Here is a 23,248-nt window from a genome sequence, read left to right on the forward strand (position 1 = left end):
TTTGCGGCCCGCGCTGGCGAGCCGTAAAAGGTCGGCAGTGTAGCACGGCCGGACGGTCGGCCGAATTAACGCACCGAGCCGCCGCATGCGGCCCGGTCGTTCCCCGCTCAACGGTCAGACGTTTTTGCGTCCGGCTGGGCGGAGGGCAACGTGCGCAGGCTGCTCACAATGGCCGCAACTGCCGCGAACACAGCCGCGACATACAGCGACGCGCGCGTGCCGTATCCCTGCGGCGAGACACTGAAGACGAGCGCCACGAGCGCGGCGCCCGTTGTCTGCCCGGTCAGGCGCGCAGTGCCCAGCATGCCGCTCGCGCCGCCGCTGCGATGCCGGGGCGCAGACATGAGCATCGCGTAATTGTTGGGCGACTGGAAGAGGCCGAAACCGAAACCGCACAGCGCCATGCGCCAGATGATGTCGAGCTGGCTCGGTTGCTCGGGCAGCAGGCCGAGCGCGAGCAGACCCAGCGCGAAGGCGGCCATGCCGATGGCGCCGAGCAGGCCCGGTTTGTAGTACTCCAGCAGACGTCCGGCCAGCGGGGCGACGACCACGATGGTGAGCGGCCACGCCGTCATTAGCAGGCCGGTCTGCACGTGGTCGAAGCCGAGCGTGTCCTGAAGGAAGAACGGCAGCGAGACGAACGCGAGCATCTGCGCGCAGAACGATGCCATCGACGTGCAGATCGACAAGCCGAAAATGGGAATTCGCAGCAGATCGAGAGGCAGCAACGGCAAGGGCTGACTGCGCTGGCGATGCACGAAGATCGTGCCGATGACAACGGCGGCAACGAGTTCGACGGCCACGAGCCAGCGCTCCTGGCCATGACCGAAGGAATCGATGCCGGAGATGAGCAGCCCGAACGTCAGCGCACTGAGCACCGCGCCCGTCCAGTCGAACGGATGCGAGGCGCGTGTGCTGTCGGGCAGCGAGCGCACGGCAATGGCGAACGCGACGATGCCCAGCGGCACGTTGATCGCGAAGAGCCACGGCCAGTGCGCGATCGACAGCACCCCGGCGGCAATGGTCGGCCCGGCGGCAGACGAGACGGCAACGATCAGCGAGTTGAGCGCGACGCCGCGTCCGAGCCAGCGCGACGGATAGATCGTCTTCACCAGCGCCGTGTTCACACTCATGATCCCGGCCGCGCCGAAGCCCTGCGCCACGCGCGCGAGTGTGAGCGTGACGAGCGAATCGGAGAGGGCGCACGCCAGCGAGGCGACCGTGAAGAGCGCCAGCCCCACCGTATACACGCGCCGATAGCTCACGATCTCGCCCAGCGCGGCGAGCGGCAGCAACGAAATGGTGATGGCCAATTGGTACGCGTTGACGATCCAGATCGACGTGGCGGGGCTGGCGTTCAGATCGCGCGCGATGGTCGGCAACGCGACGTTGGCAATGGCGCTGTCGAGGACCGAAAGCGAGATCGAAAGCATGACGGTTGCAATGGCCCAGACCCGGGCGGGCATGGGCATTCCGTCAGAAAGTGTGTCGGACATGAGGGCGGCGAAAGACCAGACGATCGCGCATCGGTCGCGCGCGGGAATGCCGCGATGCGGATGGGCGAGGGGGAAAGCGTCATCCTGCCCGAAATCCCGAAGCGACGACGAAGGCCCGCGCAAAGCCTTGTGTTTACAGGGTTTTGTGTTTCTGGAATCGGTTTTATCTGATGAAATTAATATTTCATCAGATAAAACAAATGACTTGAGCGCAAGCGCAGCGTTCGAATGCGCCAATGCCTACGCGCAAAAGCGGGCGATGCGCACGTTCCCCAGCGGGTGATAAGCCGTGCCGCTGGCCAGCGACGAAAGATCGACGCCACTGTCGAGAATCGCGTGAACCCCGACGGCGGCAATCGTGCTGGCGGGCGAGCGTCCCGGGCAGGTGTGTGGGCCGTGTCCGAAGGTCCACGCGACGTCGTCGGGCGAGGCGCCGCCCGACGACACCGACGCCAGCACGACGAGAATCGCGTCGCCACGCGCTAACTCCCGTTCGCAGACAACGGCCGGCATGTGCAGAAAGCGGCGCGTGTTCTGCACCGGCGGATCCATGCGGATGACGTCGCTCACGGCCTTGGTCGCGACGGCGAGATCCGCAGGCGCAGGCGTTGTCGGTGCGTGCCGAGCGAGCCGTCGCACGCTGTTGGCGACGAGCCCCGCGCAGGCGTCGTGCGTTTGTGTGAAGAGACCGACGACATTCGTCGTCAGCTCGCCGAAGTCGATACTGTCGTCGCGTGCGGCGCATCGCGCGGTGTCACGCAACCAGGTGACGGAAGCCGCGCCGGTATCGAGCCAGCGGGCGGCGCGACTGCGCAATGCCGTGGCGGCGCGGTGTCCTGACTTGATCTCGTCGGCGCGTGGGGTCGATCGGGCGGATTCCGCCATCGCGGCAACGAGTCGATGGACGTCTTCATAGACTTCGGTCCACTGCGCAGGCGGCACGCCGAGCCACGCCGCGAGTCCGTAAATCGGCTGGCGGAAGACGAAATCGTCGAGACGGGCGGCGGGCGTTTCGCCGCAGGCGAGGTAAGCGTCGGCGCACGCGGCCTGACTGGCGTCGCGCAGCCGGGCGAGCGTATCGCGGTCTGCGCGCAGGGTAGCGAGTTGTGCCTTGAGCCATGGCTTGATCGCGGCGTGTGCGGTGCCGTCGTTCATGCGCATGAGCGCGCCGAACCAGTCGCCTGCCGGGCCGCTGGCCAATGCGGTGGGTACTCTCGCACCCGCGGGGCGCACACCGCAAGCGGCATGACGCAGCACTTCGGCTGCCGCCTGCGGCCCGGCAGCGACCCACATACCGAGCGAAGCATCGAAGTCGAAGGGACGCCGCGCGGCAAGCGAGGCGTAATAGGGATAGGGATCCGGATGCACGACGGCGTCCAACGGATTGGCGGGGCGCAGCGTTCGCTGTGTGCTGGGGGAATCGACGGTGGCGACTGACATGACGGGGTGCCCTTGGCGAATGTCTCGATGATGCCCAGCATGCGCCCCGACACGACCGGCATGTTTCACCGTGTCATGAAGTGTTGCGCGCATCGCCGGGCCTATACTGCGATGCATGTTCCTCACAGGAGTCCCGCTGTGGATATCGCACGAGATCCCGCGCCCGGTGTCAGCTCGCTAGCGGCGCTTCTGGCCGATGCCGGCCGCATGACCATGCTTTGGGCATTGATGGACGGCTCGGCACGTCCGGCGGGCGAGTTGGCGCTGGTTGCCGGGCTATCGCCGTCCAGTGCGAGCGGGCATCTTGCGCGGCTGGTCGACGGCGGCGTGCTCGCGCAGGCGTCTCGCGGACGCCATCGTTATTTCCGGATTGCCACGCCAGAGACGGCCGCGGCTATCGAGGCGCTCGCCAGCGCCGTGCTCGCCACGCGCGAACTTCGTCCGAGGCCGGTGCCGGTCAGCCGCGCGACGCCCGTCCCCTTGCGTCACGCTCGCACCTGCTACGACCATCTTGCCGGCGAGATCGCCGTCGACCTCTTCGCCCGGATGCATGACCATCGCTGGCTTCGAATCGATGGCAGCGACGTGGCGCTGACCGACGCGGGTGTCAGCGGGCTGACGGCGCTCGGCGTCGACCTCACTGCGGCTCGTGCACGTCGACGTCGCTTCGCGTGCACGTGTCCCGACTGGAGCGAGCGCAAGCCGCACCTCGGCGGCGCTTTGGGCGCGGCACTTCTGAGCGCCTGTCTCGATGCCAAGTGGCTTGAGCCGACGCGCGAGCCGCGCGCCTTGCGCGTCACGCCGCTCGGTGAGCGCAAGCTCTCGCGCATCGCGCTCTGATCCGTAGGTCGTGAGCACCGGGTACTGACTATCGGTCTGGACGAGCGAGCCTTGCGCGTCGATCAGTGCCTGACGCACCTGAGCGCGCGGCACCGTCAGCCTTTCGCTATACACGCGCGATTGCCAGAAGAGGTTTCGTTCGGATATCCATTGCCGCCGGTGCCTGCGAGCGCAGTTGGGACAGCGACCGAATCGCCTCGAAACCCTCGTGAAATAAGCGTTTCAAGGCATCGGTCGACACAGGGCAATGTCGAATAGCGCTTCTAATGAATAAGTTAATAAAAAGGATTCCGATAGGATGTGGAAGTCCAGAGTCGGCTTACGTGCGGGGTCAGAACTTGTAGCCGACGCCCGCGAGGAAGATGTCGCTGTCGCGGTCGTAGCCCGTCACGACACGGTTCCATGACACGCGCGCGACCCAGTGGTCGGCGAAGCGGTAGGCAGCGCTCATCGTGAGCAGGCCAGCCACGACATTCTGGGCGCCGTCCGCTTCACGATTCTGCTTGTACTTGTTCCACGTGACGTATGGCCCGAAGCCCAGACCAAGACTGAAGCGGCTGTTGAAGAAGTCGTTCTTGACCCATGCCTGAGCGGCCACGCCCTGGCGGTTGCCGAGGTTGCTGTGTCCTTCGTTGATGAGAGAGACGGTGCCGTCGAAGAAGCGGCCGAAACCGTGCCGGTATTCGATCGCTTCGGCAGCAGCGTTCTGCGAGTCCAGACTGTTGACGATAGACAGGCCCGCCATCACGGAGAGCACATCGCCTGTCGGTACGGCTTGCGAATTGCCGCCCGTGAGTGGGCCGGCGGACGCAGGTTTTTCGAGCTGATAGCCCACGCCGAGCAGATACGTCACGGTATTGATGCTCGATGGCGACTGGACATAATTCGCACGCGCCTGGAGGTACCAGCGGCTCTCGAAATACCACGTTGCGGCGACCGATAACATCGCGCCCCAGCCGTGATCGTCCTGATAGCGGTTGCCGCGATTGGCGGCGACGGTGTCGTAATAGCGATAGGGGCCGACACCCACCGCGAGGTCGAAGCGCCGGTCGAAGAATGGCTGGTGCGCCCAGAATTGCAAGGCAAAACCGTCACGATGATGGTCCGGCACGTGTCCTTCGTTCATCCACGTGAAGCTGGCGGCGAAATGCTCGCTCAGCGCCTGTCGATAGTCGAATCCCCACGAGTAAGTGTGCGCATTGTCGTCGTTGCGAGCGTTCATGCCACCTGCGAACACCGTTGCTTCCTGTGCCTGCGCAAACGCCGAGGCACCGCAAAACACGCCAGCCAATGCCGCGTGTTGCCACCACCGATAGTTTTTCATATCTTCCCTTACAAAACGCACGGCCGTATGTGTCTTCCATCGCGACGCGGGACCGCCTGACATGGAAAATGCTAGCAATTGCGCGCGACGGCGGGGGCTTTCAGAGGACAAGGAAAGGGAGAAACCGCGTTACGGATTATTACGCAGCTTGCTGCTTCGGTGTGCCAGAAATTGCGATTGACCTGCTCGCGATACAACACCGTACGGGTGTCGGCAGGTCAAGCCTATGAAAGTCGGGCAATGGCAGGCTCAGGCGCGTTCCTCTGTGGCGGGGAAGGCTGACACGTCTGTCAGTAATACGGCGAGATTGGTGATGACCCGACTTTGCGGTGTGGCGGGGAGCGCTCGCGGGGGCAGGCAACGCTACGGGATGCCAATGGTCCGCTGAGCGCCTGGCGAACGCCATGGCTGGGGCCATTCGCATGCTTGAGCCGTGTGACTTCGCTCAGGGGAATGGCGCACGCGTCCGGCCTGGGCGACGACGCGTGCGTTTGTCTTCTCTTTGCTGCGGCTTACTTTGCCAGTTCGGCGTCGATGGCGGCCACGAGACGCGGGTCGTCGGCCTTCACATCCGGCGAGAAACGCGCCACGACCTGACCGTTACGGCCGATCAGGAACTTCTCGAAGTTCCACAGCACGTCGGCAGGGTTTTCCCGCTCGACGCCGAATCCTTTCAGACGCTCACGGAATGGGCCTTCGCCAATCGCTTCGGGCTGTGCCGTGACGAGCGCCGTGTAAAGCGGGTGACGGTCGTCGCCCAGTGCCGAGAGCTTGGCGAACAGCGGAAACGTGACGTTGTATTGCGTGGTGCAGAAATCGAGGATCTCCGCGTCGGTGCCCGGTTCCTGGCCCTTGAAATTGTTCGCGGGGAAGGCCAGCACTTCAAGACCGGCGGCGCGCTTGTCTTCATACAGACGTTCGAGGCCTTCGTACTGCGGCGTCAGACCGCACTTCGATGCCACGTTGACGACCAGACGCACTTTGCCGGCGTAGTCGCCCAGCGTTGCGGCGGAGCCGTCGTTACGATTGAGGGCGATGGTTTCGATGTTCGTGCTCATGGGAATTCCCTGTCTTTGATGAGTCCGGCGAGTGTAGCGCAAGCGCGCTCGACGCGTCAGGTCTCGCGAACCAGCGCTGCGATGGCCTCCGGGAGCGTGACGTCGCCACGCAAAGCGTATTTGCCGTCGTCGCGGAATCGGAAGGTGCCGTCGTTGAAGCCGTCCAGCATCTGAATGCGTGGCAGCGGGTTGCGCATGCCTTGGGCGCGGAACAGCGGATCCCAGCCGGCGTGCGGTACCGCCTCGGCGCGCACGTCTCGCACCAGCGCGCGTGCCAGCGCTGCGGCGATGTCGTCAGGGGAATAATGCTCGGGGCCTTCGATCTCCCAGATGCGTTCGTCGCTGAAATACTCCTGCATGGCGCGCGCGGCGAAGTGGCCCACGTCGTTGGTCGACACCATCGGAATGGCGCGATCGACTGGCGCGAGATAACTCGGCAGCTCACCGCGTTCGCGCGCGGGCGCAATGTCCCAGGCGAAGTTTTCCATCAGCCATGCGGGACGCAGAAAAGTCACTGGCAGATTCAGCGACACCATGGCCGTCTCGAACATGCGCAACGCGCTGAGCAGGCTCGGCGCTTCACAATCGGCGCCGATGCTCGACAGGCACACCACACGCGCCGGACGGGTTGCCGCGAGCGCCTGGCGGACGGCGTCGATCAGGTGCCGCGCGTGGGAGAAGTCCGGCTCGGGATCGGCGTTCGGGGGGAGCATGACGAAGACTGCCTCGCTGCCGTGAAAGGCGTTGGTGAGCGCATCGACGTCACCGTTCTCGGCGACCGCGATTTCACCGCCAAGCGTCGCCCATCGGCTCGATTTGACGGGATCCTGAACAATGGCCCGCAGCGGCAGCCCTGCCTTGAGCAAATCGTGGCCGATAACACCGCCAACCCGGCCCGTGATACCCATTACGGTGTACATGGTCACTCCTAGCGCGCAGTCACGTTACCGTAAAAGTAACACGGGAGGGCGGGCGTCTCACAGAGGCATGGCGTCGGCGGTGGTATGTATGGGCGGGGGCAGGGGGTGGCGACGCGCGTTGAGCAACGCAGCGCCGGCGTCGGCGAGACGAACGGCTTCTCGTGCGCGCTCGCACATGTCGCGCTCGTACGTCGCGATAGCCTGCGACAGCGGGGTGCGCCCATGTGCGACGGCCTTGAGATGCGTGGCCAGCCGGGCCGCGTCGCGCAACGCGGTGTTGGCGCCGAGTCCGCCCGCGGGACTCATGGTGTGCACCGCGTCGCCCAGCCCGGTCACGCCGTCGATCTGCCAGGGCAGCGGGCAGGTTGTGCTGCGCACCGGCATCGTGCGAATCGTCTCGGGAACGGCATGCGCGAACAGCGAAGTGAGGTGCGGATGCCAGGTGTGCGTGAGCGCGTCGATGCGAGCAACGGGAGAGATCCCAGACATGCCCGCGCTGGTGTGAGGGGCGCCCAGCAGCGTTTGCGCGGGGCCGATGAACGCCCAATAGAGGTAGTCGGACACGGGCGTGAGCGGCATGCGCCCGGGGGACGTGTCGGGCGGCGTCGAGGCAAGTGTACGAGTCGGGCGAAGTGGACGAAGTGCGCCAGGCGCACCAGGTGCACCAGGTGCACCAAGCGGGCGGCGGAACAGCATCGCCTCGATGACGACGGCGAATCCGTCGGCAAACACCACGGTGCTGCCTTCCATCGTCGTGGCTTCGCCGTGCGCGTCCATCAGCACGAGCAACGCGGTGGACACCGGCGTCAGGCCGTAGATGCAAACATTGCCGGTGTCGCGCGGCGCCATGCCCGGCAAGAGGTATTCGCGCACACGCGAGTGCGTGCCGTCGGCGGCGACGACGAGGCCCGGTGCGCTCTGGGAGCCGTCGTCGAAATGCGCGATGCGACGGCCGTTTTCGGCAGTGGTCGTGCGTGAGAAGGACTTCCCGAAATGCACGCGATCGAGAATGCCGTCGAGCAGGATTTCGCGCAGCGTTTGGCGATGCAAGCTGACGTCGCCCGGAATTTCAGGCAAATGCGGCGCCGGACGTGCCGCAACGCTCGCGGTGCGACGGCGATGCGCACTTACGCTCGTATCCATGTGGGCATCTTGCCAACTGGGGGGCAGGACGACGTCGGCATCGTCCAATTGAGGCGTGACGAAGCGTCCGCCCGTGCGTGCGACGGCCGCGCGCTCGCGCACCCGATCGACCTGGCCGCCGGGCAGGCATTGGGTCAATGCGTCGAGGCCGTCGGCGTCGATCCGCAGGCGGTACCCCTGGAAGCGGGCTTCGGGCGCTTCGTCGCGCTCATAGACATCGAACGAGATACCTGCGCGACGCAGGCCCTGGGCCAGGCACAGGCCGCCCAGACCCGCGCCGATAATGGTGACATGCAAGGCTGACATGATTTGAAAGGACGCCCGAAGGCGCCTGCAGTGGCACTGCATCCATTGTCTGCGTGGCGCGGGCTGACCTGATAACATTGTTTGGTCATAAAACAATGCCAATCGGACAAAGCTATGCGCATCGATCCTTCGCGAAATAAGCCGGGCGTATCCACGATGACGCTGGAGGATTCGCCGTTTGCGCGTTACAAGCCCAACGACCGGCTCGACGGGCCGCCGGTCTGGGCGTTTGGCGGCAGCGACCATGAACGCAGTCTCTTCAGGATCGGCACACGTGAGCTGGACTGGCATTCGCACGTGCGGGGTCAGTTGTTTTGCATCCACTCGGGGCTGGTTCATGTGCACACGCCTTACGGTGCGTGGGTATTGCCGCCTTACCGCGCGGGATGGATTCCGTCGGGGGTGACGCATCGCGTGTCGTTTGCCGGCGTGGTGAGCGGATGGATCGTGCTGGTCGCGCCGAGCGCCGCGCAAGAGCTGCCGTCGGCGCCTTGTGTGGTGGGCGTCTCGGAGCTATTGGCGGCGCTCGTCAAACGGGCGGTGTCGTGGGCTTCGCGTGACGTGCTGGCGGAGGACGAAATGCGTCTCGCCCAGGTGTTGATCGACGAGATTGCGCGCGCGCCCGCCGAGCCGCTCGGGTTGCCCATGCCGATCGACGCGCGCGTGGTGCGGGTGGCGCGCGCGGTGCTCGACGATCTGGGCGGACAGGCGTCGCTCGAAATGCTGGCGCAGCGCGCGGGGGTGTCGTCGCGCACGGCGCGGCGGCTTTTCGTCGCCGAGACGGGGATGGGATTCACCCATTGGCGGCAGCAGGCGCGTCTGGTGAGTGCGTTGGAGCGACTCGCCAATGGGGAGCCTGTCGGCACCATTGCCGACTCGCTCGGGTACTCCACGCCGAGCAATTTCATTGCCATGTTCCGTCGCGCTTTCGGTGAGTCGCCCGGACGATATTTCCGGCAGATCGGGCCACGCATGCAGCCGGATGAAGAGGACGCGACATGAGCTGGCGCGAGACGGCATCGCTGCGTCACGTCGACACGCTTGTGGTCGGTGGCGGGCAGTCGGCACTGGCGACGGCGTATTTCCTGCGCCGCTGGCAAGTGAGCTACGCCGTGCTCGACGATCAGGACGCGGCGGGCGGTGCGTGGCAGCGCGCCTGGCCGTCGTTGCAACTCTTTTCGCCCGCGCAGTGGAGCTCGTTGCCGGGATGGCCGATGCGCGGTGGTGAGCAGCACTATCCGTCGCGTGACGAGGTCGTGACGTATTTGCGTGAGTACGAGGCGCGTTATTCGGTGCCGGTGGAGCGTCCCGTGCGTGTGACGGCGGTCGTCGCCGAGCCTGATGGACTGCGCGTGCAGACGGACCGTGGTCACTGGTTGGCGCGCACGGTAATCAGTGCAACGGGAAGCTGGCGCTCGCCGTATTTGCCGTCGTATCCCGGACAGACGTCGTTTCGCGGCCGTCAGATGCATTCGGCGGATTACGCCGGTGCACAGGCTTTGCAAGGACTGCGCGTGCTGGTCGTCGGCGGGGGCAACTCGGGTGCTCAGATATACGCCGAGGTATCGCGTGTGAACGAGGCGACCTGGGTCACGCTGAGCCCGCCGTCGTATTTGCCGGACGATGTCGACGGCCGTGTGCTGTTCGAACGCGCGACGGCGCGATGGCAGGCCGCTCAGCGCGGCTTGCCCGATCCGTACCCCGACAATGGACTGGGGCACATCGTCATGGTGCCGCCGGTGCGCGCGGCGCGTGGGCGCGGGGTGTTGCATTCGGTGCGTCCGTTTGTGCGATTTGTCGACGACGGCGTGATATGGGAGGACGGCACGCATTCGCCCGTCGATGTCGTCATCTGGTGCACCGGATTCCGGCCATCGTTGGCGCATCTGACGTCGCTGCCGATTGCGCAGGCGGACGGACGGATTCGTCTGGCGGGCACGCGTTCCGTAGATGAGCCGAGGCTGTGGCTGGTCGGCTATGGCGAGTGGACGGGGTACGCGTCGGCCACGTTGATTGGCGTGATGCGCAGCGCACGTGCGACCGCGCAGGAGGTCGTGGCTTACCTCGACGCGCCGGCGGCAGCAACTACGTAGCGCCGAAACGGCGGAGCGACGGGTAGAGTGGTTCCCATGCAGTGACGAGAGCTAACGGTTCGGGCGCGTGTGACCCGAAAAATACCGGGGATTTGATACGAAACCTCTTGCGCTGCACATCGTTTTTCAACGCGTTGACGTCTGCGAAGTGAGTGCGAAGACGCGGCAGAAGGTGCAGATGAAAATGGGAACACTCCGGAAAATTGACTCACGTGTCGCGCGTTCGAAAGCGAGTCACGGCGATGCCAAAGACAAGCACGACGAGATGCTGTTGCACGAACGTATGACGGCCATCGAGGCGGTACTGCCTAAGCTCGCGACGAAGGAGGATCTGGCCAGAGAGATCGGGACCGTGTGTGCCGAAATGCATCAGCAGAACGGCGGGTTGCGAGCTGAAATGCACGAAGGCTTTGGCAGCTTACGGGTCGAGATCCATGAGAAGCACGGTAGCTCACGAGCCGAAACGCATCAGGGGTTCAGTAGCCTGCGCACTGAAATGCATCAGGGGTTCAGTAGACTGCGCACTGAAATGTATCGGGAGCTTGGCGGTTTGCGAACTGACATGCATCGGGAGCTTGGCGGTTTGCGGAAAGAAATGCATCAGGGGCTCGTAGCCTTGCAGGATGAGATGCATCGGGGATTCAGTAGCTTGCGGACTGAAATGCATCAGGAAATCGGAGAGGTGCGCAGCGAGGTTGCGCGAGAGATCACCTCCGTGCGTCACGATATGGCGGCCGAGTTCGTGGGCGTGCGCAAGGACATCAGCGAATTGCGCTCCGACTTTCAGGGGCTTGGTGTGGGCTTGCACCGAGAGTTGCATTTACTGACGTGGCGCCTGATTGGAACCATCGTGACGGTTGGCACAGCATTGGTCGCCGCCACTCACTTTCTCTCGAAAGTCGCTTAGCCATGTACAGCCGGTGTGGGACGGCTAACGTCTTCCGGCACGCGGAGCTAATTCAAGGCGGGTTGACGGCCCGTCTTTGCCGACGGGCCGTCAATTCGAACTACCCCATCAGCTTCGGCCGTTCTCCGGGGCCGGGTGAATGGAGGACGCGACAGGGACTGATGAACTTGTGGCACGCGATAGCCGCCTGCGCGAACGTTTCGAAGTAAATCGCATGATCGGCATCCGTGACATGCGCTCTCTCGATCTCCGCCGCCGATTCATTCCATGCCAGCCCCAGGTACTCACCGTGCTCATGGAACCACACGACATATCCCGTTCTTGCCAGCGAGGTCGGTACCTTCCGTATCCCGTCGACCTTGCGCCTCTCCTTCGTGACAGTGTCGCGAGGTTTCACGATGTCGTCGTTCGAGTCACTCATCTGTCTCTCCCTGGTCGAGTCTGCGATTGAAAATCGGGGGGGTGTTTTCATCATCGCAGGCGTGAAGTGACTTGAGTTTCAGCAACGTCCGAATAAAAGATTTGAGAGGCCTGTGCTCGAAAGACGTTGGTCGTTTCCCAAATGGATGTGGGGACACGGACTTTGCTTGGTGCTATGTGCTAGGCGGTTTTCGCGAGGGATCGTGGTATTGCCTTCAAACGGCAAGACGTTGTGGGGCGAGAAGGTTCAGCGACGAGAGTTTCGGAAATCCCGTACTGTTATGACGAGGAATGCGTTGGTGAAATGCTGTGTCCGATGGCCGCTCTGACGTTATCGAATGAGATTGGGGTGGCGACATGGATGCCGGCGGACGGGGCGAAGTTCTTGCGCTTGGTGTCAGGCTGCAGACTTTAGATCCGTGGTGTTTCCTGCGGCGTTCAGGACAGATGCGCGAACATCGGATTCGGAGGGATACCGCCGCACGTCGAGTCGGACAAAGCGTACATCGATGGCTTTCATCACGACGCCCTTCTTCGCGTCGCGCGCGCGTTGTTGCGCGCGGTCATGCGATTGGTCGCCATGGTGATGGAAAACGCCACTGGCTGCGATGACGGCTGGTGGCGGATCGTGCGGGCGCTTGTGTATCAGTCGGATGTCGCCGGCGAGATATTCGTTTTGCCGCGCGGGTATGTCACCGACCTTGGTGCCTCGGCTGCCGCTGGTGTACTGGCTGACCGGCGGCACGTCGAACGAGGCAGCCGTCGTGCACGACTGGCTGTACACGACCAAACCAGTTGATCGTGAGACAGCCGACCATGTTTTGCGCGAAGCGTTGTCAGTGACGTGCGTACCGGCTTGGCGCCGTTGGCTGATGTATTGGGGGGGACGACTTTTCGGTGCCGAGCATTGGTAATGACGTCGAAGGTGCGGGTGATGTTCTGAGAGTGAAAGCTAATTTTAATGAGTAAAACTTAGAAAAATATAGTTATGGCTATCTTTTCCCGGGCCTTAATCGTTTTTTCGCTGAACAATTTTCACCTTGGTATTTGCTCTGCTTGCACCTGATTCGACGCTTTGCTTTCAGTGTAATATGGCATCCGAAAATAATGAGTCGAGAAAAACTAAGTGAATAGCAATCCGGGGAACGTCCGTGCCCGTGCGTATCGGGCGGACATTGACGGACTTCGCGCAGTAGCGGTGTTGTCGGTTCTGGTGTTTCACGCTTTTCCGTCGGGGCTTCCCGGAGGGTTTGTCGGTGTCGACATATTCTTCGTGATCTCTGGCTATCTGATCACGTCGATCCTAATCACCCAAATCGACGCCGGTTGCTTCAGCATCTTCGATTTTTACGCTCGCCGCGTACGGCGCATCTTCCCCGCGTTAGGTCTAGTTCTAGCGGCGAGTCTTGCGTTCGGCTGGATTTCATTGCTTCCCGACGAGTTTGCAGCACTCGGTCGGCACGTCGCTGGCGGTGCGGCATTCATTTCCAACTTTGTGTTGCGTGGCGAGACTGGGTACTTTGATACGTCAGGAGAGATGAAGCCATTGCTTCATCTGTGGTCACTTGGGGTAGAAGAGCAGTTCTACCTCGTCTGGCCGCTCATGCTCTACGCTGTGTGGCGTATTCGCATGCCGCGATATCTCATGCTGCAGCTCGGACTTGTAACGTCGTTCGCGATTAGCGTATGGCTCACGTACCGCAGCCCGGTGTATGCCTTTTACCATCCGATCCCTCGATTTTGGGAATTGCTGGTGGGAGCTGCATTGGCGTGCGCGCCGCGCTTCTCGTCGGCGCTTCGTGAAAATTCGAGGCTGGTAAATATCGCCACCGTGCTTGGAATTGCCGGGATTGTCGGCGCGATTGCTTTGTTGAAAGCAGACAGTGTATTCCCCGGGTGGCGCGCGCTGTTCCCTGTGGTTGGTTCTGCACTCGTTATCGCTGCAGGCCCCGAAGCGTGGCTGAATAGGAAACTGCTCGCTCACCCCGTTGCCGTATTCATCGGCTTGATCAGTTACCCGCTATACCTTTGGCATTGGCCACTGTTGTCGTTCGCGAACATACTTTTTGCTGGGCCGCCGCCTGTTGCTGTTCGAATAGGATTGCTGGTCGTGGCACTGGTTCTCGCATACCTCACGTATCGGCTGGTGGAAGTGCCCTTGCGATCCAAGCCTCGCATCCTCGCGAGGCCGGTGGTGCTTTGCGCCATCGTCTGGTTCTGTGGTGCTGTCGGCTTCGGTGTGTTGACGGATGGCGGGGTAGCTTCAAGAGCAGTCACTGCCATCAACGCGGAAAACACGGTCAACGCAGATCTGGCTACCGCCAGCCTCGGTAAGGGGAATGACCTTGTCGAACCCGGATGCGGTGTGCCCGCAGCGGACGCGGGGCTCTTTCTATGGTGCTATCACGATAAACGGCAGGTGCCAACCGCCGCTGTTTGGGGGGATAGCCATGCCAATGCGTTGTACTGGGGAATCGTGCGCGAATCGGACCCGTCTATGAGATGGTTGCATATCGGCCGCCCGAGTTGTCCCCCGATGATCGGTGCGAACATCGATCCAGACTGTGATCGTGCGAACCGGGTGGCGCTAAACGCGCTGATCCAGGATGAAAATATCAAGCTCGTGCTGATCACTGGTGCGAAGTGGGCTATATCGGATAAGCGATACCCAGCCCAGGGCAATGGGCGGCGTGCAACCGATTCGGGTGAAGCTGGGCTCGCGGCCACGGTGGCCGCGTTGGAAGCTGCCCATAAGCGCGTCGTATTCACAATCGACAATCCAGAACTCGCAGATCCGAAGCGGTGCATGACGTCGCGTGAGACGTCATCAACAGTGTTCAATCATCTGCTGGCCTACCGAAAGCCCGCGACATGCTCGATGACGCTCGAGGAGTTCTACAAGGACACGAAGGGATATCGTGCGATGGTCGCTCGTTTGAAAGACAGCTTTCCCAATGTTCTCGTCTACGACCCGACGCCGGTTCTTTGTGACGTTGCTGCCGATGAGTGCTCGATGTGGCGCGGCCGTGCGTTCCTATACAGCTATGGCGATCACATTTCCGATGTATCGAACGGATTGATTGCGTCGAGTCTGCTGCCTTTGATTCGAACTTTCGTGGGGCAACCCACGGCAAGCTAGGCAGTTAGCGTCTGCGCCGTACCTCCGGCTCTGGCTTCTCCCACCACTCATCCCAACCCCCTTCATACCGGAACTCGCTCAGCTTAGGTGCGCGCTTGAGCAGGGCGGGGCCGTCCATTCTCGGGTTCACTTCGGATCATGGCTCGTGTCAGTCGATGCGACCGCTTATCGGGGCGGTGCTCCAGGAATTCGCGGGGATTCCCGCTTGGTCGTCCTACGTTCCCCAAGTAGCGCCTTGAGGCATTCCAGCGCAATCAGGGTGCTACCTACCTCCTCCCGCCATGCTTGGTGGATCACCACGTAAAGCGTCTCAACTTCCCGCAGCACCTCGTCCTTTCGCTGAGCTTCCCACCGGCAAAACGCGACTTCTTCGAGCGCACGCCGGACGTCCGGATCCTTGTTTGTGAGCCACAAGCTGCGCAACTGGTCGATGGTCTGTTTTGACGGACGGGGATTGAGAGGCATAGTATGCCGCAGCATGCTCGTCGATCGCCGGAATTCGACCGTGCTGAAAGAGGGCCTTCGGCGATTCCATCGCCCCGGTGTCGGGGTCGAGCAGGACTTCGTAGGCGGCCACGCCGACATGACGTTCGCGCATCGAATGAGCGACGCGCACCGCGCCGACGCTTGTGCCGGCCGGACGCACCTCGACGGGCAGCAGATCGCCACCAGCCCCTTTGCGGAAGGGGATGATGATGAAATGGGTGAGGTGTGACGCTCGCATGGCGGCCTCCCTCGTGGAGCTAGTGAGGGAGGTGAACCAGCATGAAATACTGTGCAAAAACACAGAAATTAAAACAAAATCAGCAACAAAAAGAGCCCGTATTTAACGGGCCTTCTGTATTTACGGCATCGACATCGGCTACCGATGTGATCGTCGAGCCGACGGAAAAAGTTTGTCAATAGACGACGCCGGCGCGAGAAGCAAGTGTCTAGCCAAACGCGAAAAAGAGTCCATTAGGACAAAAGACGCGGCTATCGGGACGATATACACGAACCAACCGCCTGAATTAGTCATCATGGCTTGACGAAGAACATCGTTCGTCTTTTTAAAAACCGATCGTATTACAGGATTCTCCGCGTTCAGCACTTTGTTCAAATGCTCAACAAAAATACGTTCGCGCTCTTTATCCTGCTCGACTACGCTCTGAATCTTTCGGCTGCGATCAATGGTGATGCCTGGCAGTCGGTTGAGAAAATTGTTAATACCAGTGTGTACAAACCAAAAGGCCGCTTGATCATCTTTCGATAACTCGGATTCCTGAACTTCGCGAAGCTCGTCACGAAGCGCAAACAGCCTATTCCGAAGGTGCTGCCGAATCGAAGGGGCGATTATGCCGTCGTACACGTAATGCCACATCGCCAACACCATCGCGATTAGGATCAACGTTTTCATGGCTTATCACTAGATTTGTATGGAACGCCTGTTACTTGGGACTGGAGTCGCGATTTTTCGTTCCCAATACGGTCGAACTCGTCGCTGCTGATCTTTCGCATAACTTTGGCGTGCCAGAACCATCCCAAGGCCAAGAGGCCAGACACAATGTATGCGATCAACTCACCTTGCTTCAGGCAGGCAAGCAGCTCAAACACGAGACGAGACACGTCCTCTGCGGGCATCTTCAATACCAGAACTACGATGATGAAGAAGAACCCAAACAGCGGTAGTTGCCCGCGATTGATAGATGCTGTAACCATGTCTCGGACAGCCTGTGCCCATGAGACATTTGCGCGTTGTTGCTTCTTCCCCGTGCTTCCGCCACCTCGTGATGGCTTTGCTATTGGTTTGCTCATCGCTTATATGCATGCGCTGTGTAGTCCGATCGTATCAACGAACGCGCATCAATACAACGCGAAACCGCGCATGCGTCAAAATTTTACGACGACCCACAGCTACTATTAGTTGCGGAATATTCCGCAATGATGAATATTTTTGTTAGCGGGTACTACCGAAAAAACTCGCATGCTGCTTGGTGCCCAGGGCCGGAATCGAACCGGCACGCCTTGCGGCGGGGGATTTTGAGTCCCCTGCGTCTACCAATTTCACCACCTGGGCAGGTGTGCGTGCACCGAGCGGTGCCGCAGCGTGACTCGTTCGATAAACCTTGAGGCTCACCGGACGAAGGCGAGATTATGACCGAAATTTCCCTCGGCCACAAGCCCGCCTTGTTTGCATCCAATGGCCTCTGCTGTTGGGTCGCAAGCCAACCCGACAGACGCCATGAGGTATCGACCCGGAATCAATCAGAAACGTACACGAACTTGCCGTTCTTGATCTGCCCCATCACCCCCGCGCGCTGATCCAGCCCCACGTGATCCTGTGGGCTCAGATTCATGATGCCGTTGGGGATTGCGAGGTTATGCGTCGATTCCAGTGCGTTGCGCAGCGCCACCCGGAATGCCGGGGTGCCGGGCGATGCGGTCTTCGCAGCGCGCGGCACGGCGTCGTTGAGCAGGTCCCATACGCCGTACGCATCGGCAGCGAACTGCGTCACGGTATCCGCGCCGTACTTGGCTTCGTACTTCCTGGTGAACGCCAGTGCAGCCGTGCGCGCCGGATGCCCCGCCGGCAACGTCTTGGCGACGACCCCCGGCTGCGTCGGGAAGAGCGTGCCTTCCACGTCCTTGCCGCCCACACGCACGAAGTCATACGTGGCGATGCCGTGCGTCTGGTAGATCTTTCCGGTGTAGCCGCGCTCTTGCAACGTGCGCTGCGGCAGTGCCGCCGGCGTGCCTGACCCGGCGACCAGGATGGCGTCGGGTTTGGCCGACATCAGCTTCAGCGCTTGACCGGTCACGCTCGTGTCCGTGCGGTTGAATCGCTCCTGCGCGACGATCTTCAACTTGCGCAGCTCGGCGAACTTCGTGAATTCCTTCAGCCAGCTATCGCCATACGCGTCGGCAAAGCCGATGAACCCCACCGTCTTGACGCCGTGATTCGCCATATAGCGCGTCATCACATCCGCCATGGCCGAATCGTTGGCGGCCATCTTGAATGCCCAGCGACGCTTGGCGTCCTGCGGCTCCACGGCAACGGCCGAGCCGATCAGCGTGATCATCGGCGTTTCCGACTCGGAGATCGGGTCGAGCATGGCCAAAGCGCTCGGCGTGATGTTCGGGCCGACGATGACGTCTACCTTGTTCTCGCTGATGAGCTTGCGCGTGTTCTTCACGGCGGTGCCGGGATCGGAGGCGTCATCCAGGAAGATGTAGTGCACCTTCTGGCCGCCGATCTGGTCGGGCCAGAGCTGCATGGCATTCTTGCTGGCGATACCGATGGCTGCCGCCGGGCCCGTCGAGGACAGATCGATGCCGACGGTGAGGTCGGCATGGGCAGCCGTTGCAACGCCGGCCAGGGCCATGGCAAGCAATACACCCGAGAAGCGGATGCCGCGAAGAGGTGAGCGCATGGGGTCTCCTTTTGATCGAATCGCGTAAGCATACCGCACGGGTTGCGTTCGGCTAACAGAGAAAAATACTTCCCTGGCGGACCCGTTGCGATCCGTGCTTCTCGCGCCCTGCGACGCACCTCGTATCGGATATTTCGATGCCCGAATCGCTCATCGATTCGTGGAGCGTGGCGCCAGCGTTCGACCACGGCACAGCAGGACTTTCTTTTCTGCTTTCGTGACAACGCTTTCGGATTAAGGCGGGTCTCGGGAAGGTATTTCCCGATTCGCCATTCAGACGAACTGGAAGGGGAACGAGGTATTGACGAGGCGGGTCATTCGTAGCGCACAGCCCAGTGACAAACCCACCGTTGCGCATTTTCCCCTGAGGTTTGATTTCGATATCTGCAAGCATGAGACTCTCTCCCCAAGCCGCGCCATCATTCGCCCAACAAATCGCCGACGCGAAGCAAGTCATCGACAGCGCCACCGCGCCGCACTCGCTGAACAGTCACGGACGTGTCAGAACGAGCGCCTTCAAAGCGATGTTCAAAGCACTGAGCAATGTCGACATCCAGGGTTACAGCTTCGATCGGGCGGATACGAAGACTGTCGACAATCTGAAGGCAATCAACACGAAGCTGCACGATCTTCGCGTCATGCACCGTCTTCACGAGCCGATGATTTTCGCGAGTAAATTCGAGCGAGTGGAGAATTTGCAGAAAACGTTCCGGGACATGCTCAAGGGCGCTTCGGAAGCGCCTCCGGCACTGAGGCCGTCGCCCGTGACTCAGATGGAGTTGGCGAAATTGCGAAAGGCGGTTGGCCCGGTAGCGGTACCTCCTCATCCCGTCACCCGCGAACTATCCCAGGAGAGTCCGCAGATGAAAGGATGATCCCGTCAGGGCTCACGACTCAAAGCTCGTAGCTCTCGTGCTCACCCCGCAGCGCCTGCTCAACCAGCTTGCGGGTCAGAATCGGTGAAAGCAGCTCAACCATCGTGAAGACATATCCGCGCAGATAGGCCCCCTGCTTGAGGGCGACGCGTGTCACGTTGGTCCCGAACAGATGTCCCACCTGAATCGCCCGGAGATTGCGATCGCGCTCCGGGTCGAACGCCACGCCGGCGAGAATCCCCACCCCCAGCCCCAGTTCGACGTAAGTCTTGATGACGTCGGCGTCGATGGCTTCGAGCACGATGTCCGGTTGCACATGACGCAACGCGAACGCCTGATCGATCTTGGCGCGGCCGGCGAACTGCGGGTCATAAGTAATCAGCGAATACTTCGCCAGATCCTCGATGCCGACGGACGACAGTTGCAGCAGCGGATGGTCGGGGGGGACCACCGCCACGTGCTGCCACTGATAGCAAGGCAGCGACACCAGATCCTTATAGCCGGCGATGGCCTCGGTCGCGATGGCCAGGTCGGCCTGATCGTGCAACACCATCTCGGCGATCTGCGTCGGGCTGCCCTGCAATATGGAGAGACGCACTTTCGGGTAGCGCCTCTTGAACTCGGCCACCGCGTGGGGCAGCGAGTAGCGCGCCTGCGTGTGCGTGGTGGCAATCGTCAGGCTGCCCTGATCTTGCGCGGCATAGTCTTTGCCGATCCGCTTGAGGCTTTCCACCTCCATCAGGATTCGCTCGACAGACTCGAAGATGATGCGCCCGGGCTCGGTCAGATTACGGATGCGCTTGCCGTGGCGGGCAAAGATATCCACACCGAGCTCTTCTTCAAGCTCGATGATGGCCTTGGACACGCCCGGTTGGGAGGTAAATAGTGCCTTGGCGGCCTCCGTCAGATTGAAATTCTGGCGGACGGCCTCGCGCACGAAACGAAACTGGTGCAAGTTCATTTGTATAACTTTAGAAAATATACAAACAATTTTTAATTCGTTTGAAGTATATAGCCTTTTCATTACAGTGGGTGCCACTGTTTCGATAACGTTATTCCCTGCAGTCATTTAGGAAGCACCAGGAACGTCATCCATGTCGCTGTGGCTCGAACCCCTTTCCGGATTTGGCGTCGGCCTGCTGGTCGGTCTGACCGGTGTAGGCGGTGGCTCGCTGATGACACCTCTGCTCACCCTATTGCTGGGTTACGCTGCGCCGGTCGCGGTGGGCACCGATCTCGCGTTCGCCGCCATCACGAAGAGCTTCGGCACGGTGGCGCACCGCTCGCACGGCCACGTGAAGTGGCACATCGTGCGGCGTCTCACGCTTGGCGCATTGCCGGCGGCGCTCGTAACGATCCTTTTCCTGAAACGCCTGGGCGGCATCGACGATTCGGCGCTGCACGTCATCAAGTTGACGATTGCGGCGTCGGTCCTGCTCACGGTGCTCTCGCTACTGTTTCGCGCGAAGCTGCTCGCGACGCTGCGCGCACATCCCACCTGGCAATTGACGGGCCGCTCGCAGATCGTTGCCACCGTGGTGGTAGGCGCAGTGATCGGCGTGCTAGTGACGATTTCCTCGATTGGCGCCGGTGCCGTGGGCGCGACGCTGATCCTGATGCTGTACCCGCAGTTGGAACCGGCCGAAGTCGCCGGTACCGATATTGCCTACGCGGTGCCGCTCACGGCCATTGCCGCGCTGGGTCATATCTGGCTAGAGACGGTGCACTGGGCCCTGCTCGGCAGTCTGTTGATCGGCTCCCTGCCCGGGATCTGGCTGGGCGCGAAGCTCACTCGTCATCTGCCCGAGCGCATCGTGCGCGCGGCGCTGGCGGCAACGCTCACGCTCGCGGCCGTCAAGCTGGTCGGCTGACATCCCACCTATAACAAGGAGTTCGCGAAATGCGAAACGAATCGCGCTGGGAACCCACCCCGGCAGCCGTGCCGTCGAACGTGGCCGATGCCGAGCATCAGAACATGGCGCTGCTCGACGAAATGGAAGCCGTGCTGGCCGAGCGCCTCGCACGCATCGCGGCTTCGCATCGTAACGTGAAGTTTGCGAGCAGCCTCGCCGCCGAGGACATGCTCCTCACGCACGTGATTCTGCGTCAACAACTCCCGATTACCGTCTTCACGCTCAATACCGGACGTCTGCACGACGAGACGCTGGGCATGATCGACAAGATCAAGTCGCGCTATGGCTATGACGTCGCCCAGTACGCGCCGCAAGCCGACGCCGTCGAGCAGTACGTGGCCGAGCACGGCGCGAACGCGTTCTACGAAAGCGTGGACCTGCGCAAGGCCTGCTGCCAGATCCGCAAGGTCGAGCCCCTGGGCCGTGCCCTGGCCGATGCCGATGCCTGGCTCACCGGCCAGCGCCGCGAGCAGTCGGTCACGCGCGGCGAACTGGCGTTCGCGGAGCAGGACGACGCCCGTGGCATCGCGAAGTACAACCCGCTGTTCGACTGGACCGAAGCGCAGGTATGGGCTTACCTCACCGCGCGCGATGTGCCGGTCAACCCGCTGCACGCGCGTGGCTACCCGAGCATCGGCTGCGAGCCGTGTACGCGCGCCATCCGCCCTGGTGAAGACAGCCGGGCAGGGCGCTGGTGGTGGGAGTCGCGCGACAGCAAGGAATGCGGGCTGCACGCGGGCAACCTGAGCAAGATCCCGGTCTCGGTGCAGTCGAGCTGAATCGGACGCACCGGCTGGATAGTCGGGCAAACAAGATAGATGGCGATGTGACGGCGCAACTGCGACGGCACATCGCGGCAAACCGAATCTCGGAAATCTCGGAATCGTCAAGGAAGGGAACACTATGGGTGCGATGCACGAAGTCGCGCAGGCCAATGGCTCGCGAATGGATCATCTGGACTGGCTCGAAGCCGAATCGATGTACATCCTGCGTGAGGTCGTGGCGGAGTGCCGCAAGCCCGCGCTGCTGTTCTCGGGCGGCAAGGACTCGGTCGTGGTGCTGCATCTGGCGCTCAAGGCGTTCGGCCTCGGCCCGGGCCGCAAGACCGAACTCCCGTTCCCGCTCGTGCACATCGACACCGGCCACAACTATCCTGAAGTGATCGAGTTTCGCGACCGTCACGCCAAGGCACTCGGCGCCGAGCTGGTCGTCGGGCACGTGGAAGACTCGATCGCGCGCGGCACGGTGCGTCTGCGTCGCGAGAACGATTCGCGCAACGCCGCGCAGGCGGTCACGCTGCTCGAGACGATTGCCGAACACGGCTACGACGCGATGATCGGCGGCGCACGTCGCGACGAAGAAAAGGCGCGTGCGAAAGAGCGCATCTTCTCGTTTCGCGACGAATTCGGTCAGTGGGATCCGAAGGCGCAGCGCCCGGAACTTTGGCATCTGTTCAACGCCCGTCTGCATAAGGGCGAGCATCTGCGCGTGTTCCCGATTTCGAACTGGACCGAGCTGGACGTGTGGCAATACATCGCGCGCGAGAACCTCGATCTGCCCTCGATCTATTACACCCATGAGCGCGAAATCGTGCGCCGTAACGGCCTGCTCGTGCCGGTCACGCCGCTCACGCCCAAGCAGGACGGCGAGTCGAGCGAACTGGCGTCGGTACGTTTTCGCACGGTTGGCGACATCAGTTGCACCTGCCCGGTCGCGAGCGTTGCGTCGAGCCCGGTGGAGATCATCGCCGAGACGGCCGTGACCGATATCACCGAGCGCGGCGCCACGCGTATGGACGATCAGACGTCCGAGGCGGCCATGGAGCAGCGCAAGAAGCAGGGGTATTTCTGATTTGGCAACGCGATGGAAGCCTTTGAACCCTTGAAGCGCTTCGATCGCCACGGCCATCAGTCCCACGTTCAGAGACACCGGCCCGCAGGGCGCGCGCACCGTCACGGAATTGC

24 protein-coding genes and 1 tRNA gene are annotated in these 23,248 nt (G+C 61.8%); 12 read left to right on the forward strand and 13 right to left on the reverse strand.

Annotated elements, in window-relative coordinates; all coding sequences use genetic code 11:
- Window positions 1–107 precede the first annotated feature (107 nt).
- Entirely contained in the window at window positions 108–1,496 is a 1,389-nt protein-coding gene (locus tag ACIPHM_RS08570) for an MFS transporter (RefSeq protein WP_400326884.1), read from the reverse strand.
- On the opposite strand from ACIPHM_RS08570, the gene ACIPHM_RS08575 reads away from it, so the two are divergent.
- Window positions 1,432–1,779, forward strand: coding sequence for a hypothetical protein (locus ACIPHM_RS08575; protein ID WP_400327507.1), 348 nt, complete (start codon window positions 1,432–1,434; stop codon window positions 1,777–1,779). The two genes, ACIPHM_RS08570 and ACIPHM_RS08575, sit on opposite strands and share 65 nt — an antisense overlap.
- On the opposite strand, the gene ACIPHM_RS08580 is transcribed toward ACIPHM_RS08575, so the two are convergent.
- A complete protein-coding gene (locus ACIPHM_RS08580; protein WP_400326887.1) occupies window positions 1,737–2,936 on the reverse strand; it encodes a cytochrome P450 in 1,200 nt (399 codons plus the stop codon). The genes ACIPHM_RS08575 and ACIPHM_RS08580 overlap by 43 nt on opposite strands.
- Window positions 2,937–3,047: 111 nt before the next feature.
- Between ACIPHM_RS08580 and ACIPHM_RS08585 the strand changes: the two genes are divergently transcribed.
- Entirely contained in the window at window positions 3,048–3,776 is a 729-nt protein-coding gene (locus ACIPHM_RS08585) for an ArsR/SmtB family transcription factor (protein ID WP_400326889.1), read from the forward strand.
- Window positions 3,777–4,107: 331 nt separating this feature from the next.
- Here ACIPHM_RS08585 and ACIPHM_RS08590 read toward each other — a convergent pair whose 3' ends face one another.
- The 4 genes from ACIPHM_RS08590 to ACIPHM_RS08605 form a co-directional block, all read right to left on the reverse strand.
- Window positions 4,108–5,100, reverse strand: coding sequence for a hypothetical protein (locus ACIPHM_RS08590; RefSeq protein WP_400326891.1), 993 nt, complete (start codon window positions 5,098–5,100; stop codon window positions 4,108–4,110).
- 512 nt (window positions 5,101–5,612) lie between these two features.
- Window positions 5,613–6,158, reverse strand: a complete 546-nt coding sequence (locus tag ACIPHM_RS08595; RefSeq protein ID WP_400326894.1) for a glutathione peroxidase — start codon at window positions 6,156–6,158, stop codon at window positions 5,613–5,615.
- A gap of 56 nt (window positions 6,159–6,214) precedes the next feature.
- Entirely contained in the window at window positions 6,215–7,078 is an 864-nt protein-coding gene (locus ACIPHM_RS08600) for an NmrA family NAD(P)-binding protein (protein ID WP_400326896.1), read from the reverse strand.
- Between the two features lie 57 nt (window positions 7,079–7,135).
- Entirely contained in the window at window positions 7,136–8,527 is a 1,392-nt protein-coding gene (locus ACIPHM_RS08605; protein WP_400326899.1) for an FAD-dependent oxidoreductase, read from the reverse strand.
- A gap of 114 nt (window positions 8,528–8,641) precedes the next feature.
- Between ACIPHM_RS08605 and ACIPHM_RS08610 the strand changes: the two genes are divergently transcribed.
- The 3 genes from ACIPHM_RS08610 to ACIPHM_RS08620 all read left to right on the forward strand — a co-directional run bounded on the left by ACIPHM_RS08610 (window position 8,642) and on the right by ACIPHM_RS08620 (window position 11,527).
- On the forward strand, window positions 8,642–9,529 hold the full coding sequence (locus ACIPHM_RS08610) for an AraC family transcriptional regulator (RefSeq protein ID WP_400326902.1): 888 nt from the start codon (window positions 8,642–8,644) through the stop codon (window positions 9,527–9,529).
- Window positions 9,526–10,620, forward strand: coding sequence for an ArsO family NAD(P)H-dependent flavin-containing monooxygenase (locus tag ACIPHM_RS08615; RefSeq protein ID WP_400326905.1), 1,095 nt, complete (start codon window positions 9,526–9,528; stop codon window positions 10,618–10,620). Before ACIPHM_RS08610 ends, ACIPHM_RS08615 begins: the two co-directional genes overlap by 4 nt.
- Window positions 10,621–10,768: 148 nt before the next feature.
- Entirely contained in the window at window positions 10,769–11,527 is a 759-nt protein-coding gene (locus ACIPHM_RS08620) for a hypothetical protein (RefSeq protein ID WP_400326908.1), read from the forward strand.
- Window positions 11,528–11,627: 100 nt separating this feature from the next.
- On the opposite strand, the gene ACIPHM_RS08625 is transcribed toward ACIPHM_RS08620, so the two are convergent.
- Together ACIPHM_RS08625 and ACIPHM_RS08630 are read right to left on the reverse strand one after the other, a co-directional pair.
- Complete coding sequence (locus ACIPHM_RS08625) at window positions 11,628–11,948, reverse strand: hypothetical protein (RefSeq protein WP_400326910.1); 321 nt, start codon at window positions 11,946–11,948, stop codon at window positions 11,628–11,630.
- A 396-nt stretch (window positions 11,949–12,344) separates the two neighbouring features.
- Window positions 12,345–12,731, reverse strand: a complete 387-nt coding sequence (locus tag ACIPHM_RS08630) for a hypothetical protein (RefSeq protein WP_400327509.1) — start codon at window positions 12,729–12,731, stop codon at window positions 12,345–12,347.
- Between ACIPHM_RS08630 and ACIPHM_RS08635 the strand changes: the two genes are divergently transcribed.
- From ACIPHM_RS08635 to ACIPHM_RS08645, 3 genes are all read left to right on the forward strand, one after another.
- On the forward strand, window positions 12,637–12,861 hold the full coding sequence (locus ACIPHM_RS08635; protein ID WP_400326912.1) for a DUF1353 domain-containing protein: 225 nt from the start codon (window positions 12,637–12,639) through the stop codon (window positions 12,859–12,861). The two genes, ACIPHM_RS08630 and ACIPHM_RS08635, sit on opposite strands and share 95 nt — an antisense overlap.
- Before the next feature lie 212 nt (window positions 12,862–13,073).
- Window positions 13,074–15,086, forward strand: coding sequence for an acyltransferase family protein (locus ACIPHM_RS08640; protein ID WP_400326913.1), 2,013 nt, complete (start codon window positions 13,074–13,076; stop codon window positions 15,084–15,086).
- Window positions 15,087–15,489: 403 nt separating this feature from the next.
- Window positions 15,490–15,801, forward strand: coding sequence for a hypothetical protein (locus tag ACIPHM_RS08645; RefSeq protein WP_400326915.1), 312 nt, complete (start codon window positions 15,490–15,492; stop codon window positions 15,799–15,801).
- Window positions 15,802–15,948: 147 nt separating this feature from the next.
- On the opposite strand, the gene ACIPHM_RS08650 is transcribed toward ACIPHM_RS08645, so the two are convergent.
- The 4 genes from ACIPHM_RS08650 to ACIPHM_RS08665 form a co-directional block, all read right to left on the reverse strand.
- The gene (locus tag ACIPHM_RS08650; RefSeq protein ID WP_400326916.1) at window positions 15,949–16,482 is read right to left on the reverse strand and encodes a hypothetical protein; all 534 of its coding nucleotides are present in this window, start codon (window positions 16,480–16,482) and stop codon (window positions 15,949–15,951) included.
- Window positions 16,479–16,880 carry a hypothetical protein gene (locus ACIPHM_RS08655; RefSeq protein WP_400326918.1) on the reverse strand — a complete coding sequence of 134 codons (402 nt, stop codon included), beginning with the start codon at window positions 16,878–16,880 and terminating at the stop codon, window positions 16,479–16,481. Before ACIPHM_RS08655 ends, ACIPHM_RS08650 begins: the two co-directional genes overlap by 4 nt.
- Before the next feature lie 177 nt (window positions 16,881–17,057).
- Window positions 17,058–17,142: transfer RNA gene (locus tag ACIPHM_RS08660), tRNA-Leu, on the reverse strand.
- A gap of 184 nt (window positions 17,143–17,326) precedes the next feature.
- Window positions 17,327–18,496: an ABC transporter substrate-binding protein gene (locus tag ACIPHM_RS08665; protein ID WP_400326921.1), complete on the reverse strand. Its 1,170-nt coding sequence runs from the start codon at window positions 18,494–18,496 to the stop codon at window positions 17,327–17,329.
- A gap of 524 nt (window positions 18,497–19,020) precedes the next feature.
- On the opposite strand from ACIPHM_RS08665, the gene ACIPHM_RS08670 reads away from it, so the two are divergent.
- Entirely contained in the window at window positions 19,021–19,371 is a 351-nt protein-coding gene (locus ACIPHM_RS08670; protein ID WP_400326924.1) for a hypothetical protein, read from the forward strand.
- Between the two features lie 19 nt (window positions 19,372–19,390).
- Here ACIPHM_RS08670 and ACIPHM_RS08675 read toward each other — a convergent pair whose 3' ends face one another.
- The gene (locus ACIPHM_RS08675; protein ID WP_400326927.1) at window positions 19,391–20,332 is read right to left on the reverse strand and encodes a CysB family HTH-type transcriptional regulator; all 942 of its coding nucleotides are present in this window, start codon (window positions 20,330–20,332) and stop codon (window positions 19,391–19,393) included.
- 133 nt (window positions 20,333–20,465) lie between these two features.
- Between ACIPHM_RS08675 and ACIPHM_RS08680 the strand changes: the two genes are divergently transcribed.
- From ACIPHM_RS08680 to cysD, 3 genes are all read left to right on the forward strand, one after another.
- Entirely contained in the window at window positions 20,466–21,242 is a 777-nt protein-coding gene (locus ACIPHM_RS08680) for a sulfite exporter TauE/SafE family protein (protein ID WP_400326930.1), read from the forward strand.
- 104 nt (window positions 21,243–21,346) lie between these two features.
- The gene (locus ACIPHM_RS08685; protein ID WP_400327482.1) at window positions 21,347–22,063 is read left to right on the forward strand and encodes a phosphoadenylyl-sulfate reductase; all 717 of its coding nucleotides are present in this window, start codon (window positions 21,347–21,349) and stop codon (window positions 22,061–22,063) included.
- 124 nt (window positions 22,064–22,187) lie between these two features.
- A complete protein-coding gene (cysD, locus tag ACIPHM_RS08690; RefSeq protein ID WP_400326933.1) occupies window positions 22,188–23,135 on the forward strand; it encodes a sulfate adenylyltransferase subunit CysD in 948 nt (315 codons plus the stop codon).
- The last annotated feature ends 113 nt before the right edge of the window (window positions 23,136–23,248 follow it).

Origin of the sequence: Pandoraea sp. NPDC087047 (assembly GCF_044745225.1) — a bacterium.
Classification (GTDB): domain Bacteria; phylum Pseudomonadota; class Gammaproteobacteria; order Burkholderiales; family Burkholderiaceae; genus Pandoraea.